Source organism: Kitasatospora sp. NPDC057738, from assembly GCF_042798815.1.
In the GTDB taxonomy this organism is placed as follows: Bacteria; Actinomycetota; Actinomycetes; order Streptomycetales; family Streptomycetaceae; genus Kitasatospora; species Kitasatospora lactacystinica.
Genome location: NZ_JBHVJT010000026.1, coordinates 1 through 15,798 on the forward strand (window position 1 = coordinate 1; position 15,798 = coordinate 15,798).

12 protein-coding genes are annotated in these 15,798 nt (G+C 74.7%); 9 read left to right on the plus strand and 3 right to left on the minus strand.

All coding sequences use genetic code 11. The annotated features are described in order from the left end of the window. The 3 genes from ACFVGO_RS16480 to ACFVGO_RS16490 form a co-directional block, all read left to right on the plus strand. On the plus strand, positions 1-1,056 hold a 1,056-nt coding region (locus ACFVGO_RS16480; protein WP_380632324.1), incomplete at its 5' end, for a hypothetical protein. A 307-nt stretch (positions 1,057-1,363) separates the two neighbouring features. Further along, positions 1,364-2,035 carry an NUDIX domain-containing protein gene (locus ACFVGO_RS16485; protein ID WP_380349150.1) on the plus strand — a complete coding sequence of 224 codons (672 nt, stop codon included), beginning with the start codon at positions 1,364-1,366 and terminating at the stop codon, positions 2,033-2,035. A gap of 559 nt (positions 2,036-2,594) precedes the next feature. After that, positions 2,595-3,392 (plus strand): SGNH/GDSL hydrolase family protein, encoded by a 798-nt coding sequence (locus ACFVGO_RS16490; protein WP_359898568.1) that lies wholly within the window; start codon positions 2,595-2,597, stop codon positions 3,390-3,392. Between the two features lie 88 nt (positions 3,393-3,480). Here the strand turns inward: ACFVGO_RS16490 and ACFVGO_RS16495 are convergent, their stop codons facing one another. From ACFVGO_RS16495 to ACFVGO_RS16505, 3 genes are all read right to left on the minus strand, one after another. Beyond that, positions 3,481-4,464: a nitroreductase/quinone reductase family protein gene (locus ACFVGO_RS16495; RefSeq protein WP_380632326.1), complete on the minus strand. Its 984-nt coding sequence runs from the start codon at positions 4,462-4,464 to the stop codon at positions 3,481-3,483. Between the two features lie 680 nt (positions 4,465-5,144). Further along, a complete protein-coding gene (locus ACFVGO_RS16500) occupies positions 5,145-6,320 on the minus strand; it encodes a polysaccharide deacetylase family protein (RefSeq protein WP_380632427.1) in 1,176 nt (391 codons plus the stop codon). Between the two features lie 305 nt (positions 6,321-6,625). Then, positions 6,626-8,452, minus strand: coding sequence for an AMP-dependent synthetase/ligase (locus ACFVGO_RS16505; RefSeq protein ID WP_380349145.1), 1,827 nt, complete (start codon positions 8,450-8,452; stop codon positions 6,626-6,628). A 399-nt stretch (positions 8,453-8,851) separates the two neighbouring features. Between ACFVGO_RS16505 and ACFVGO_RS16510 the strand changes: the two genes are divergently transcribed. The 6 genes from ACFVGO_RS16510 (at position 8,852) to ACFVGO_RS16535 (ending at position 15,614) form a co-directional block, all read left to right on the plus strand. Then, on the plus strand, positions 8,852-11,977 hold the full coding sequence (locus ACFVGO_RS16510; protein WP_380632327.1) for a nitrate- and nitrite sensing domain-containing protein: 3,126 nt from the start codon (positions 8,852-8,854) through the stop codon (positions 11,975-11,977). After that, positions 11,974-12,393: a roadblock/LC7 domain-containing protein gene (locus ACFVGO_RS16515; RefSeq protein WP_049652175.1), complete on the plus strand. Its 420-nt coding sequence runs from the start codon at positions 11,974-11,976 to the stop codon at positions 12,391-12,393. The genes ACFVGO_RS16510 and ACFVGO_RS16515 overlap by 4 nt, the downstream gene beginning before the upstream one ends. Before the next feature lie 179 nt (positions 12,394-12,572). Further along, positions 12,573-13,025: a DUF742 domain-containing protein gene (locus tag ACFVGO_RS16520; RefSeq protein WP_380632430.1), complete on the plus strand. Its 453-nt coding sequence runs from the start codon at positions 12,573-12,575 to the stop codon at positions 13,023-13,025. Then, positions 13,006-13,680 (plus strand): ATP/GTP-binding protein, encoded by a 675-nt coding sequence (locus ACFVGO_RS16525; protein ID WP_380359312.1) that lies wholly within the window; start codon positions 13,006-13,008, stop codon positions 13,678-13,680. The genes ACFVGO_RS16520 and ACFVGO_RS16525 overlap by 20 nt, the downstream gene beginning before the upstream one ends. A gap of 355 nt (positions 13,681-14,035) precedes the next feature. Beyond that, positions 14,036-14,194 carry a hypothetical protein gene (locus ACFVGO_RS16530; protein ID WP_359898564.1) on the plus strand — a complete coding sequence of 53 codons (159 nt, stop codon included), beginning with the start codon at positions 14,036-14,038 and terminating at the stop codon, positions 14,192-14,194. 784 nt (positions 14,195-14,978) lie between these two features. Beyond that, positions 14,979-15,614, plus strand: coding sequence for a winged helix-turn-helix domain-containing protein (locus ACFVGO_RS16535; protein ID WP_380632433.1), 636 nt, complete (start codon positions 14,979-14,981; stop codon positions 15,612-15,614). The last annotated feature ends 184 nt before the right edge of the window (positions 15,615-15,798 follow it).

Genomic DNA, 15,798 nt, shown 5'->3' on the forward strand with positions numbered 1-15,798 from the left:
GCGCCACCCGGGAGCGGGCGGCCGCCGGGGGCCCGGGCGGGAGGGGGCGGTGCGCGGGCGGCCGGCCGAGGCGGCCGGGTCCGGGGTGCGCCGCCGCCCCAGCCGGTGGCGCTGGCCCTGGCCGTCGACGCCGGGGACTTCGCCGGGCTCGCGCAGTACGGGCTGTTCGGCGGGCTCGGGCACCAGGCCTACCTGCGGCGGGCGGAGGAGCACCTGACGGCCCTGTACCGGCAGGGGCTGGAGGTGCACCTGCGGGTCCTGGAGGCGGGCGACTTCGAGGACTACTGCGCGGCGCTCGGCCTCGACCCCCGGGCGCCCGCCGCCCGGGTCGCCTACGCGGGCGATCCGGAGCTGGCCGGGGAGCCGTTCGTCTACGCGGGGGAGCGGCTGGCCGAGCTGGTCCCGGTGCTGCTGGACGACCACCGGGCACGGGTGCGGATGTCCGTGGCCTGCGCGGCTCTGCTGGGCGCCGTCGGCGACGACCCGGCCGGGCAGCTCCGGATGGCCGCCGTGATGCGGTACGTGACGTCGGTCTACCTCGCGCTGGCCGAGGGCGCGGGGGAGGGGTGCCATCTGCTGACGCTGCGCTGCCACGGCCCGGAGGACGGCGAGGAGCTCACCTCGGCGGTGGACGTCTGCGTGGAGGAGGGGCTGCTGTACCCCGCGGGGCGGGACGCAGAGGCGTTCTGCGTCACGCTCGCGGCGGGCGTCGCCCTGGGCGGGGAGGGGGCGCTGCTGCTGCACGGCGATCCGTCGGTGGGCGTACGGGTGGACGGACGGAGCGACGACCGGTCCGGCCCGGACGGCCGTCCACCCGCCTCCCCGGCCGGCCGTCCACCCGCGCCCCCGGCCGAGGAGGCCCGGCCCCGGCCGCCGGTGCGCGGCTGGGCGCTGACCGGCGGACGGCTGCGGCCGATGACCGCGCACGAGGTGTTCGACGAGTTGGCGGACGACGCCGCGCGCGGGCTGCCTTTCCCGCCCGGGGTGGACCCTCGGCCCGGGTTCCCGCTGCCCGGCTTCCGAGACCCCGGGGAAGGGGGTGGGCCGCTGGGGTGATCAGGGCGTTCACCGCCTCCGCGTCCACCACGTCCGTCGTCTCCGCATCCACCATGCGGCGCTGGGGACTGTTCATCGACCGCGTGTTCGGGGAAGATTCGGAGAAGATCAACAGCAGGAACGCGCGGTGCCCCACGCCGCCGTTCCGGCCGCTCCGCCCCGTACCGCGCCCTGCAGGTCCTCCCCGCGCACCGCCGGTCCGGCGAAGCCCGACTGCGAGAGGGGGACGGATGAGCGAGCGGAGCGAGCTCGGCGCCGGGGGGTGCGCGGGGGCGAGCATCCCCGTCGAGCGCCGCGGGGCGAGAGCATGAGCCCGATCGAGTACAGCGCGGAGGTCGCGGAGCTGCTCGGGAAGGTGCGGCGGCGCCCCACGGCGGGCTGGCCGTGGCGGCCGGGCGAGCCGGTGCCGGAGGGGCTGCCGGTCAAGCAGTCCTGGGGGTGGCTGTTCGCGCCCGACGGGCGGGTGCTGACGCTGGTGAACCCCCGGGACGGGATCTGCTCGCTGCCCGGCGGCTCGCTGGAGCCGGAGGACGGTGGGGACCCGGCGGCCGCCCTGGCCCGGGAGGCGGCCGAGGAGGCGCAGGCCCGGATCGGCCGGCCGTACTACCTCGGCTACCTCTACGACCGGGTCGGTTCGGCGAACGGCGGGCACGAGTGCGCGCGGGTCCGGATGGCGGCGGCGCTGCGGTCGGTCGGCCCGAGCACGGCCGACCCGGCCTCGGGCCGGCACTACCGGCGGCTGCTGGTCGCACCGGGCCTCGCCGTCGAACTGCTCGGCTGGGGCGCGCCCGGGTTGCGCCAAGCCCGGGCGGCGGTCGCCACTGCCGCCCGCTGGCTCGGCGTGCCCGCGGCCGCGAACGAGGCGATCGAGGAGTTGCCGGTCGAGGGCTGCACGGTCTCCCCGGGCACCGTGTATCCGGGTGCCGGGTACACGGGCGCCATGCACCCCGGTGGTGGCCGCCCCGGCGCGCGGGGCTGACCTCGCGGGTCGCCGTACTCCCGAGCGACGTCCCTGCGGGGCGCGCCGAGCCGGGGCGCGCCGAGCCGGGCCGGCCCGGGCCGGGCCGGGCGGGGCTTGACCGGGCCGGGCCGGGCCGGCCCGGGCCGACGCGATGCCCTGACGCAGTGCCATGCGGGACGGACGTCAACATCGGCCACTTGCGTCCGATCGGCCACAGCGGTGAATTCTCGTGGTGCCGCCGATGCCCTTCCGGCCCACCTTCGACCTGCCTTCGCGGGTGTCACCAGCCCCCCCTGGGTCGGCTGACACCCACTTCGAATCCGACCCGGCGATGGCCGGGCGGCAACTCCGCGCTTGCCTTGCACGGAATTTCTGCAAGTTGCCGGTCTACGCGCGCTGCGCTACGCGCGTCACCGCGCACCCCCGCTGACCTGCGTGAAATCACGGACCGTCAGCGGCAGTTCATCTCGGAGCTATCGGACGTCCCGTCAATATCCTTGGCATGACCGCTTCCGGGTTTGGCTACCGCCTGGTATCACTTCTGTGACCCTCACCACGCCACCCCACTGGAGCTGTGATGATTCGTCCTGCCCGCGCCCTGTCCATCGCCGCCATAGCGGCGGGCCTCACCATGACGACGCTCTTCGCTGCGACGTCCGCGAACGCCGCCGGCGTCAACTACGTGGCCCTCGGCGACTCGTACTCGTCCGGTGTCGGCGCCGGCAGCTACCTGAGCGACAGCGGCAGCTGCAAGCGCAGCACCAACGCGTACGCGTACCTCTGGAAGAACGCGCACGCGCCGTCCTCCTTCAAGTTCGTCGCCTGTTCGGGCGCCAAGACCGGCGACATCCTGAACAGCCAGATCTCCGCCCTGGACGCCAGCACCACGCTGGTCAGCATCTCGGTCGGCGGCAACGACGCGGGCTTCGCCGACACCATGCAGACCTGTGTCCTCGGCTCGGACGCCGACTGCATCAACGCCGTCAACACGGCCAAGAGCTACGCCACCACCACCCTGCCCGGCCAGCTGGACAAGGTGTACTCGGCGATCAAGTCCAAGTCCCCGAACGCCCACGTCGTGGTGATGGGCTACCCGCACATCTACAAGGTCGGCGGCAGCTGCATCTTCGGCATCGGTGACACCAAGCGCGCCGCCATCAACGGTGCCGCCGACACCCTGGACGGCGTCCTCGCCAAGCGGGCCGCCAACGCCGGCTTCGCCTTCGGTGACGTCCGCAGCATCTTCAACGAGCACGAGATCTGCGGCTCGCTGACCACCTGGCTGAACAGCACCACCCTGCCGGTCGACGAGAGCTACCACCCGAAGGCGGCCGGCCAGTCCGGCGGCTACCTCCCGGTGTTCTCGGGGCTGTAAGAACTGCCGCGACGGAGCGCCCCGTCCAAGGACGGACCGCCGCCGTCCCCCTCCCGCGGCTCGGGAGGGGGACGGCGGCAACGCCCTTTCAGCCGCCTCCCGGTGATGACCGGTCCGGTGCCGGCCCGCCCTTCGTCGACTCGTCCTGCGTTGACCCGCCCGGTGCGGACGGGTTCGGTGCGGACGGCCCCGGTGCGGGCCCGGTCGGCGGGAAGGGAATGCCGGCGAGGACCGGCAGCAGTTCCGCCTCCTCGAAGTCCAGATGTGCCTCCAGCTCGGCGGACATCCGGTCCAGCTCCGTCCGGAGCCGCTCCGGTTCGGTGATCGCGATCCCGGCCAGCAGGCCCACCAGCTCCTCCTTGATCCGCCCGATGGCCCGGTGCTGCTCGTCGAGCCGCGCCAGGACCTCGGCCAGCTCAGGATGGCTGCGCGCGAGAGCGGGGAAGATCGCGGAGTCCTCCCCGGTGTGGTGGTGCGTCAGCCCGTCGCAGAAAGCCAGGCAGTGCTGGCGCAGCTGCAGTCCGAGCGCGGCCGGGCGGCCCGGGACGTGGGCGTGTGCCTCCTCCCGTACGTGGCGCAGCTGCGCGCGCAGCCAGGTGTGCGCCTCCAGCAGCTTGTCGGCGAGGCTGCGCACCACCACCGGGGCCGGACCGCCGGCGGGCGGTTCGAGCCGCTCCAGGACGATGACCGGCAACTCCCGGTCGGTGTGGGCCTGGTAGTCCCCGTAGCCCGGAGCCTTCCGGACCACGGCGGCGAACAGCCGCTCCCGGCGGCCGCCCTCGGCGGGTACGGCGACGGTGTCGAAGGCCTCGGCGCCGAGCTCGACCCGGACCACCGGGTGGGCGAGGAGGTTGCGGTACCACTGGGGGTGCTCCGGCGCCCCGGCGGCCGAGGCGACGACCAGGAGCAGCCCCTCCGCCCGGACGTACCCGAGCGGCACGGTGTGCGGCCGCCCTGAGCGGGCTCCGGTGGTGGTCAGCAGCAAGAGGTCGCCGCCCTCGAACGGGCCGCCGACCCGCCCGCCGTTGGCGCGGAACTCCTCGATGACGTTCAGATTGAAGGACATGGGCATGCGTGTGTGATGGATCTCCAGAGAGGAAAGGGGAGTTGCGGCCACAAGCGGTGCCGGTGCCGGTGCCTGTGCCTGTGCCGTTACCGGAGATCGGGGCCGGAGACGGGGCCGGTGGTCGATCGGCGCCGATGGTCGGACCCCGGTCCGGTGATACGGCTGCTGGCCCGTCCGGCGACATCCGTCGCGGGACGCGGCTCGCACACGCGGGCACCGCGGTGACCGCCCGGCGTCAGATCAGGGAAGCGGAGAGAGTGCTCATCGCGCATCGTCCCTTCGGAAAGGTGCCGGCTCGGCTGCCGGCCGGCCCACTGCTCTGTGGCCGACGCCGCGCTGCACGCCCCCATTAGAGCCAGGCCGCGGACACGCTGTCAACGAGCGGGATCACTGGCCGAGGGCTTCACCTCCGCCGCCGACTTCGAGGCGCGCCTGATCGGTTGGACAGGGGATGCGTTCGGTGGCTGAGCCGCCACCGGGCTGAGCCAGGTGGGAGCCCCAACCCGGCCGCGAGCGGCGACGCGCCGCCGCTCCCCTCGGAGGCGGCGGCGCGTCGGGTCCGGAGCACGTGGTCCGGTGTACATCGGGTCCGGAGCACGTCGGGCCCGGTGCACGTCGGGCCCGGTGCACGTCGGGCCCGGTGCACGTCGGGCCCGGTGCACGCCGGCGGCTCCGGACGGTTCCCGTCAGTGCAGGTAGTCGACCAGGCCGGCCGGCTTGAGCCCGGCGGCGTCGGCGGCGGCGAGGGCGCGCTGGAGGTCGGCGGCGAGGGTGTCGGTCCAGTGCATCAGCACGACGTCGCCCGGCTGCAGCGGGCCCGGGTGCCAGATGTTGGCGGCACCCCAGCTGAAGTCCGCGTCGGCGGTGAGCACGGTGCGGATGCCGCAGTTCGCGGCGGCCTGCAGGGTGTCGGCGTTCCAGGTGAAGTACGGCGGGCGGAAGAACGTCGGCGCGGTGCCGAAGAGGCGGGTCATCGAGTCGCGTGCGTCGCAGATCTCGACCTGCTGCCGCTCCAGCGGGAGCGTGCTGAGGTCGGTGTGGGAGACGCTGTGGTCCTGGATCGAGGAGCCGGGTACGGCGGTGACCCGCTGGAAGAAGGCCGGGTCGGCGGTGGCGGGCATCGGCAGCGGGAAGGCGGTGATCGGCAGCCGGTGGTCGGCGATGAACCGTTCCGCCTCGGGGGTGCGCTGCCAGCCGTCGTCCACGGTGAAGAAGACGACCTTGTCGTTGGTGGGGACGGAGCCGGCGGCCACGGCCGGGGCGGGTGCGGGGCCGTCCACCCGGACGTCGTCCACGGAGAACGGTCCCTGCTGGTACCAGCCGTGCACGTAGAGCCGGATGCTGCGCGCGTTCGGGCCGGTGGTGAACCGGGTGCTCAGCCGCTGCCAGCCGCCGCCGGTGGTCTCCGTCCAGGCGGGGGCGACGTCCTTGCCGGTGCCGGTGGCGCCCAGGTGGACGAAGCTGCCGCGGACCCACGCGGAGGCCGTGTAGGTGGTGTTGGGCCGGACCGCGACGGTCTGCGCGCACTCGCCGGTGGAGTCGGCGTTCGCCGGGGTGACGGTGAGCGAGGAGGTGCCGGTGTGCGGGGCGGTGGTGCTGACGGACGCTTCGGCCGGTCCGCCGGTGCAGCTCCAGCCGGGAATGCTGCCCCAGTCGGCGAGGTCGGGGGAGGGAAGCTCGAAGCCGGGGTTGGTGGCGAGGTTGACGGTCGGCGCGGCCTGGGTGCCCGGGCCGCCGGCCGGGGGAGCGGCGGCGGAGGCCACGGGTGCGGCGAGACCGGTGAGCAGCGCGACGGAGGCGGCCAGCACGGACAGGCGCGAGGACAGACGCGTGGACAGGCGCGAGGACAGGCACGTGGACATCGACACGTGAGGACTCCAGCAAGTGGGGGCACGCCCGTGGGGAGAGCGTGAGCGGAATCGGACCGTGGAACTCTGAACGTGGAACTCTGAACGGGGACTGTGAACGTGGAACTCTGAGCGAGGAATTCTGAACGTGGAACTCCGGGGTGCGGAACCCCGGATCGTCGCAACAATGGACTAGACCAATGGGGCCGTCAAGGGAACGGCGGGTGAACCCGGCGGTCCCGGTCGGCCGACGCGCGGTCACCATGCCCGAGGAACAAGGGACAAGACGTCACGTCAGGGAGGCGGCGGACGGGCCCGGTTCAGGACAGGTACAGCTCCTCGATGTCCGTCGCGTAGTACTCGGCGATCGCCGTCCGCCGCAGCTTGAGCGAGGGCGTCAGCAGCCCCTGCTCCTCGCTGAACTCCCGGGGCAGCAGCCGGAAGGCGCGGATCGACTCGGCCCGTGAGACGGCCGTGTTCGCGGCCGCCACCGCACGCTGGACCTCCATGTGCAGTTCCTCGTCCGCGAGCACCGTCCACGGGTCCGACTGCTCCCGCCCGTGGGTCTTCAGCCAGTGCGCCAGTGCCGCCGGGTCGAGCGTGATCAGTGCGGCGACGTACGGGCGGTCGTCGCCCACCACCAGGCACTGGGAGACCAGCGGGTGCGCCTCGACCCGCTCCTCCAGGGCCGCCGGGGCCAGGTTCTTGCCGCTGCTGGTGACGATCAGGTCCTTCTTGCGGCCGGTGATGCTGAGGTAGCCGTCCTCGTCCAGCCGGCCCAGGTCGCCGGTCGCGAACCAGCCGTCGACCAGGGACTCGGCGGTGCACTGCGGATGGTTGAGGTAACCGCCGAAGACCGAGCCGCCGCGCACCCACACCTCGCCGTCGTCGGCGATCGCCACCGAGGCGCCCGGCACCGGCCGGCCGACCGTGCCGAGCTTCTGCCGTCCGGCCGGGTTGGCGGTGATCGCGGCGGTGGTCTCGGTCAGCCCGTAGCCCTCGTACAGCTGGAGGCCGGCGCCGGTGAAGAACAGGCCCAGCTCGCGCCGGAGCGTCGAGCCGCCGCTCATCACGCTGCGAACCCGGCCGCCGAGCACCGCCCGCAGCCTCGGGTAGACGGTCCGCTCGTACGCGAGGTGGCGCAGCCGCAGGGCCGCGCCCGGGCCGGGGCCGCGACCGAAGGCCTTCTGTTCCCGGGCGGCGGCCCAGTCGACGGCCACCTGCCGGGCCTGTTCGAAGAGTTCGCCGCGGCCGGCGTCCTCGGCGGCCCGCCGGGCCTGCTGGAAGATCTTCTCGAAGACGTACGGGACGGCGTGCAGGAAGGTCGGGCGGAAGGTCTCCAGGGCGGGCAGCAGCGCGTCGGTGGAGACTTCGGGGACGTGCCCGATCCGGAAGCCGCCGCGGATCGCCGCGATCTGCACGGCGCGCCCGTAGACGTGCGCGAGCGGCAGGAACAGCAGGGTGGCGGGGCGGCCGCCGCCGGTGTCGCGCAGGGCGTCCCCCCAGCCGGCGAGCAGGGCGTCGGCCTCGGCGGCCAGGTTGGCGTGGGTGAGCAGGCAGCCCTTGGGGCGGCCGGTGGTGCCGGAGGTGTAGACGACCGTGGCGATGTTCCCGGTGGCGACGCCGAGGCGCTGGCGGTGCACCAGGGAGTCGGGCACGCCGAGGCCGTCCTCGGTGATCGCGGCGACGCAGTCCCGGTCGAGCTGCCAGATGCCGGTGAGGTCGGGCAGCGCGTCGCAGACCGCGCCGACCGTCATCGCGGCGTCCTCGTCCTCGACCAGGCAGGCCACGGCCTGGGTCTCGGCGAGGATCCAGCGCACCTGCTCGGGGGAGGCGGTGGGGTAGACCGGGACGGTGATGGCGCCGATCGACCAGAGTGCGTAGTCGAACAGCGTCCATTCGTAGCGGGTGCGGGACATCAGGGCGACCCGGTCGCCGTAGCGCACGCCGTGGGTGAGCAGGCCCTTGGCCAGGGCGAGCACCTGGTTCCGGAACTCGCGGGCGGTGACGTCCTGCCACTGTCCGTCCCCGGCCCGCCAGGACAGCTGGACCAGGTCGGGGGTGCGCTCGGCGGTGTCGTAGAGGGAGTCGGCGAGTCCTCCGGTGGCCTCGGGCGCGGCCGGGGCGGGGGTGGTGAACTCGCGCACGGTCCTCCCCAGTTCGGTGCCGGTCGTACGGGTGGTACGGGGTGCGCCGAAACTATCGGATCGCCCTGTCACTGCCCAGGGTTGTGGCGGTGACACGACGAGATCGGCACGGCTCCCCTCCGGTGGTGTCGCGCCCGGGGAGGCCCGGGGGAGGCGAGGGGGAGGCGCCGGGAAGGAATCGCGGAGGCCGCGGGCCCCGCGCCGGCGCCGCATTCCGGGCATCGACGGATGTTCCGGATGCGTAGCGGAGGATGGCTGACCGGTTTCTGACGTGTGCGGGACGAGACCGGTCGGTGGACCGGTTCACCCCTCGAACGAGTGGTCAGGGCGTAGTAGAGTCTCGCAGACCTGTGGCCGGGAGCCCCTCCGCCGACCCCTCCAGCGTTCCCAAGACCCGCCATGTTCCCCCCTCCGCTCCCCGTCCGCGCCCGGCACTTCCCGACCGAGGACTCCATGCGTCTGCGCAGCAGCTCGATCCGCGCGAAGATCATCGCGCTGCTCCTGGTGCCCATCGTCGCGCTCACGGCCCTGTGGGCGTACGCGACGATCGCCACCACCGGGGACGTCTGGAACCAGCTCGGGATCAGCCGTACGTACAAGGAGTTCGCGGGCCCGGTCGACCAGTACACCGGCGACCTGCAGAACGAGCGCCGCGCCGCCGTCCAGCGGCTGGCCGACCCGCGGTCGCCGACCGCCAGGGAGGCCTACGAACGGTCCAAGGCCGCCACCGACCGCAGTCTGGACGTGCTGCGGCAGAAGAAGGACGGCTCCGGCGGCAAGCTCTCCGCCCCCCAGCGCGGTCGCTTCGTCCAGATCATCGCCGCCGCCGACCAGCTCGGACCGCTGCGCGCCCAGGTCGGCCGTTCCGCGCTGAACTGGGAGTTCGCGCTGGGCCAGTACAGCGACCTGGTCAAGCCGGTGTTCGGCTTCCGGTCCGCCTACGTCGCCCGGCAGAGCGGCCAACTCCCGCGTCAGGGCACCATCCTGATCGAGCTGGTGCGCGCCCGGGAGTACCTGTCGCAGGAGGACGCGGCGATGGAGGGCCTGCGCACCGGCGCCGCCAGGCCCACCGCCGAGCAGTACCAGGTCGCGCTGGACGCCCTGCACAACCAGCAGGCGCTGTTCACCGTCTACGTCGCCGAGCTCGACCCCGCCGACCAGTCCGACTACGCCGCGCTGCGCGGCGGGGAGGCCTGGGGCGCACTGGCCCGAGCCGAAGCGGACTTCGTCGGCGCCGGCGGCCCCGACCGGGTGGTCCAGGCGCTCAACACCGACTCCTGGCGGGAGACCGCCGACCGGGCGCTCGGCGACCTCGCCTCGATCAACAGCCGGATCTCGGCCGGGCTGGACGAGCGCGCGCGGTCCGCGGCGATCGGGATGCTCTGGCGCGGCGGCATCGCCGGTGCGGTCGGTCTGGTCGCCGTGGTGCTGTCCATCATGATCTCGTTCCGGATCGGCCGGGGCCTGGCCCGCGAGCTGATCGGCCTGCGCAACGCGGCCGACGAGCTGGCCGGCACCCGGCTGCCGTCCGTCATGCTGCGGCTGCGCCGCGGCGAGCCGGTGGACGTGGCCACCGAGGCCCCCGAGCTGCACTTCGGGAACGCCGAGATCGGCCAGGTCGGCCAGGCCTTCAACGCGGTGCAGCGGGCCGCCGTCGAGGCCGCCGTCGAACAGGCCGAACTGCGTCGCGGGGTCTCGGCGGTGTTCGTCAACCTGGCCCGGCGCAGCCAGGTGCTGCTGCACCGGCAGCTCACCCTGCTCGACACCATGGAGCGCCGCACCGAGGACCCGGCCGAGCTGGAGGACCTCTTCAAGGTCGACCACCTCACCACCCGCATGCGCCGCCATGCCGAGGGCCTGATCATCCTGGCCGGTGGTTCGCCCGGGCGGGCCTGGCGCAAGCCGGTCCGGATGGTGGACGTGGTCCGGGCGGCCGTCGGCGAGGTCGAGGACTACGCCCGGGTGATCGTCCGGCCGTTCCCCGGCACCGGCCTGCTCGGCAGTGCCGTCGCGGACGTCACCCACCTGGTCGCCGAACTCGTCGAGAACGCCGCGGTGTTCTCCCCGCCGAGCACCCAGGTCACCGTCCAGGGCGAGGTGGTAGCGCACGGCTTCGCGCTGGAGATCGACGACCGCGGCCTCGGGCTGAGCGAGCAGATGCTCGCCGAGATCAACGAACGCCTCGCCGTGGAGCAGGAGTTCGACCTCGCCGACACCGACCGGCTGGGCCTGTTCGTGGTCAGTCGGCTGGCCCGGCGGCACGGCATCCGGGTGCACCTGCGGCCGTCCCCCTACGGCGGGACGACGGCGGTCGTGCTGATCCCGCGCGAACTGCTCGCGGAGGCGCCGGACGGGAAGCCGGAGCCGGGCCCGGCCGGGCAGCGGGGCGCGGCGGGCGGCCGGCGCGGGCAGCGGGACCTGGTCGCCGTGCCCGGGTCGGGGGGTGCCTCCTGGGCGGCGTCCGGGCCGGTCGGCTCCGCGGGTGTTGGTATTGGTTCGGGTGCGGGTGCCTCGGCCGGAGCGGTGGCCGGAGGCCGTACGGGCGCCGTCGCCGGCGGTGACGAGGCGGACAAGCACCGCGGGACGACGGGCGGCCCGAGGCCGTCCGTGCCGGAGGCGGGCCGTACGGCGGGCGGGCTGCCGCGCCGGGCCTCGCGGGGCAAGGGCGGGCCGGTGCTGGTCCCCGCGCCCGTGGCGGACACCGAGGACGCGCCGGGGACGGGGCGCCACCGGCGGGAGGACCTCGCGGTGGCGGCGGCCGAGGCGGCCATCGCGGCTGCCGGTGTGGCCGGTGTGGTCGGGGTCTCCGGAGCGGCCGGGGCCGAGCCGGCCGCCAACCCGGCCGCTGACCCGACCGCGGCTGCGCCTGTGGACGCCGCACCCCGGACGCTCGGCGGCCTGCCCCGGCGGGTCCGGCAGGCGAACCTGGCACCGCAGCTCAGGGATCAGCTCACGGAGCAGCTGAAGGAACGGTTCCGCAACGGGGCCGGAGCCGACGGCGCGGCCGGGGAAGCGTCGGCCGTGGACACCCGGGACGGCCGGGGTCCCCGCGACGGCGGGGAGACCCGGGAGGCCCGGGAGCGCTCGCCCGAGGAGGCCCGGGCCACCTTCGCCTCGTTCCAGCGCGGCTTCACCCGTGGTCGCGGCGCCACCGTTCCGGCCGACCGTGCGGGCGCGTCCCCCGGCCGCGCCGGTGCGCCGGCGGACCGCCCCGGTGCTCCGTTGACGGATCGTCCCGGCACGCCCGACGATCGTGCCGTACGGGGGAACGGGCGATCCACCGCCGTACCGGCCTGGCAGCCGCCGGACCGGTCCCGGCGGGCGATCGCCCCGGCACCCGCCCCGGCGGCGCTGCCCGCGCCGCAGGACACCGGCCGGGCACCGCTCGCCCGTCGGGTGCCGCCCGGGCAGCCGGTCCGCCGGAACCCGGACACCGGCGCGCCCGCGCCACCCGCCGTACCCGAACCACCCGTTGTACCCGCTCCACACGCACCACCCGCTCCAGCGGAAGGAACTGATTCATGACCACGTCGATGCAGTCGTCAGGGGACCTCAACTGGCTCCTGGACGACCTGGTGGGGCGCGTCGCGGCCCTGCGGCACGCGGTGATCCTCTCCAACGACGGCCTGGCCACCGGTGCCTCCCGCGATCTCGACCGCGAGGACGCCGAGCACCTGGCAGCCGTCGCCGCCGGGTTCCACAGCCTGGCGAAGGGCGCCGGCGGGCACTTCAAGGTCGGTGGCGTCCGGCAGACCATGGTGGAGCTGGACGAGGCCTTCCTCTTCATCACGGCCGCCGGCGACGGCAGCTGTCTGGCCGTGCTGAGCGAGGCCGAGGCGGACATCGGCCAGATCGCGTACGAGATGGCGCTGCTGGTCAAGCGGGTCGGCGAGCACATGGCCGCCGAGCCGCGCACCGAAACCGCCCCGCCGGTGAGATGAGCGGTCCGATGGCGGATCCGATGGCGGATGTGCCGGGCGGCCCGGAGACGTCGGACGGCCCCCAGGTGCCGGTGGGCACGGCCGGGCCGTCCGGCGTCGGCGGTTCGGCCGGTGCCGGGGGTTCGGCCGGCGCCGATGGCCCGTCCGGTGTCGACGGCCCGGACGGCCCGGACCGCCCGGTGGCGGCGGAGGGCGGGCCGGCGGGCCCGGACGGGCCCGAGGTCGACCTCTTCCGGCCGCGCACCCCGGTCGACGACCGCTGGTTCGACGACGAGGCCGGCCCGGTGGTGCGGCTCTACTCGATGACCCGCGGCCGGACCCGGCCGGTCGAGGAGGGGCTGTTCGACCTGATCTCGCTGGTCACCGCCGTCGAGCCCGGGCCGGTCGCGGGGGCCGTGCCCGCGCACGTCCTCGACCCGGAGCACCAGACGCTGCTCACCCTGTGCCGCCGCGAGCCGCTCTCCGTCGCCGAGCTCGGCTCCTACACCGACCTGCCGGTCAGTGTGGTGCGGGTCCTCCTCGGCGACCTCTACGACGCCGAGCTGATCAGCGTCACCCGACCCGTTCCGCTCGCCGAGCTGCCGGACGAGCGCCTGCTGCGAGACGTGATCAATGGACTCCGTGCGCTCTGACCCCCACCCCCGACCGGTCGGCACCGCGCCCGACCGGGACGGCGCCGCGGCCCACCCGGCGAACGCCAACGACCCGCGCTGGCGCGGCGGTCCGTCCGTGGCGGTGAAGATCCTGGTCGCGGGCGGCTTCGGCGCGGGCAAGACCACCCTGGTCGGCTCGGTCAGCGAGATCCGGCCGCTGCGCACCGAGGAGGAGCTCAGCGAGCTGGGCCGTCCGGTGGACGACACCTCGGGGGTGGAGGCGAAGCGCACCACCACCGTCGCGATGGACTTCGGCCGGATCGACCTGCGGCCGGGCCTCGCGCTCTACCTGTTCGGCACGCCCGGGCAGGACCGGTTCTGGTTCGTCTGGGACGAACTGGCCCGCGGCGCGCTCGGCGCCCTGGTGCTCGCGGACACCCGGCGGCTGGCCGACTGCTTCCCCTCGGTCGACTTCTTCGAGCAGCGCGGCATTCCGTTCCTGGTCGCGGTGAACTGCTTCGAGGGCACCGAGCGGTTCTCGCCGGACGAGGTCCGCGAGGCGCTCGACCTCGACCCGGGCATCCCGGTGCTGCTCTGCGACGCGCGGCTGCGGCAGGACGGCAAGGACCTGCTCGTCGCACTGGTCGAGCACGCCGCCGCCCTCACGTATCGCCGCGCCCCGGTCGGCGCCTGAGGGCGACTCGGCTCCGGCCCGACATCGGCCGCGCGGCGGCGGTGCATCGGGCGGGCGGCGGCGGTGGCGCGAGGACTTGGCAGGTGGGCGCGCCGACCTGCCCGTTCCGCCCGCCGTCTCACCCGACCGTCCGCATCCCGGACGATCACTGTGCCGAAGGTTGCCTAGACCGGCCCGGCCGTGGAAGGCTCTGTGGACGAAGGCCGCCCGGCCATGCCGTCGGGAGTGCCGGAAACACCCCGTTCGTACGGGCGTTGCGACCGGCGGACGGCCTTCGACGAACCGGCGAGGCATCGTCGGCGGGCGCCGGAGACGGCGCGCCACCGTGTGGAGAACGAAGGGGGAGGGCAGCCGGATGACCGTCGGCCGACGACGCATCATCACCGCCGTGCCCGGCTCCCCGATGCCCGATGCCCTCGTGTCCGGCACTGCCGTGCCCGGTGCCGCCGACCCGGCGCTCACCGTCCGCCGCTACATCGACCACGCGCTGACCTGCAGCGCGTGTTGTCGCTGACCGGCCTGACCTTCCCGGTACGTCCCCGGCGTTGACGGCCCACCCGGCCCACCGCCCGACGCACCGCCGACACCCGTCGACCAGGCCGTAGCGGACCGCCCCACCGGCGTGCCCGCGGCCGACCATCCGGACCCGCCCAGCGGAGAGACCACCAGTGAACATCGTCTGCCCCAGTACCGCCCCCGGCGTCGTCGGCCGTACCCGAACGACCGGGTCGGCCCCCGCGATGCGCGCGGACGGACGGACCGGACGGTGGAACGGGCGCGGGAGCCGCGCCGTGGACAGCCGCCGGGGTCGCCCCGACCTCGAGCCGTTCTGGCCGTCCCGGCAGCCGCACCTGTTCGATCAGACGTGTCCCGGCTCGCCCAGCGCGTCCCGGCCTTCCGCCCGCTGATCCGGTTCGGTCCAGCCCAGGCAGTACGCCCGGTCGACGCGCAGACGACTCCACCCCGTCCGTCACGCGCGAAATGAGCGGCACACCATGTCTTCTTCTTCCACGGCCACCCTGCCCCTGCCCACCGCGACCCCGCACCTGCGCGCGGTCCGCTCCGTCCCGCCGGTCACCGCCGTTCCCGCGGCCGGTCCCGGCACGTCCGGGGTCGCCGGACCGTCCGTCCCCCCGGCGCCGGGGGCCGACCGATGGCCCGGCGCGGCGACCCGCACGCCCCAGGCCCGCCCGACCCAAACCCGCCCGCCCCATGCCGGCCCGACCCACGCCGGTCCGGTCCGCCCGGCCGTCGTTCCGGCCCCCGCCGCCGCGCAGCCCGGCGCGACGGTCCCGCAGGTGCCCCAGGCGCTGCTCGCCGCGCTGCCGGAGGGGGCGGCCGTCGTCGCCACCCTGCCGCAGGGCGTGCTGCCGCAGGGGGTGCTCGCCCAGTTCGGCGCGCAGTTCGGCGGCGCGAACGGCAGCCCGATGGTCGGCTACCTGGTGCTGGTGCCGGCCGAGAGCCCGGTGGCCGGAACCGTCGGGCTGCCCGGCGTTCCGGTCGGCGCCGCCACCGTCTCCGGGGCCGCCGCGCTCTCCGGGGGGCACCCGGTCACCGGGGCTCACCCGGCTCCCGGCGCGCCGGCGGCGACCGGCGGGCCCGCCGCCCACGCCGTCGCGGGGGTCCGTCACGTCCGCCCGGCCGAGCGCGGCATCGCCGTCGACAGCGAGCGGCGCAACGCCTACGTCGACGGGCGGCTGCTCGACCTCACCTACCTGGAGTTCGAGCTGCTGGCCCACCTCACCGAGCACCCGCAGCGGGTGCACACCCGGGACCACCTGGTCTCCGCGGTCTGGGGCTACGGCCACGTCGGGGACGGGCGGACGGTCGACGTGCACGTCGCCCGGCTGCGCCGCAAGCTCGGACCGGCCTACCGGGACACCATCGTGACGGTCCGCCGGGTCGGCTACAAGTACACCCCGGCCACGGTCTGACGGCGGGCGGCCACCGGTCCGGTCCCCTCGGCGGGCCGCCCACCGGTCGGCCGCCACCGTCGGGTCCCGGCGGGGGGGGGGGGGGGGGGGGCGGGGGGGGGGGGGGGGGGGCGGGGCCTTTTTCTTGGTTGGGTTCTACGTAACTAATGGGGACGGGAGGGGGCGGGGAGGGAAGAGAGGGTGA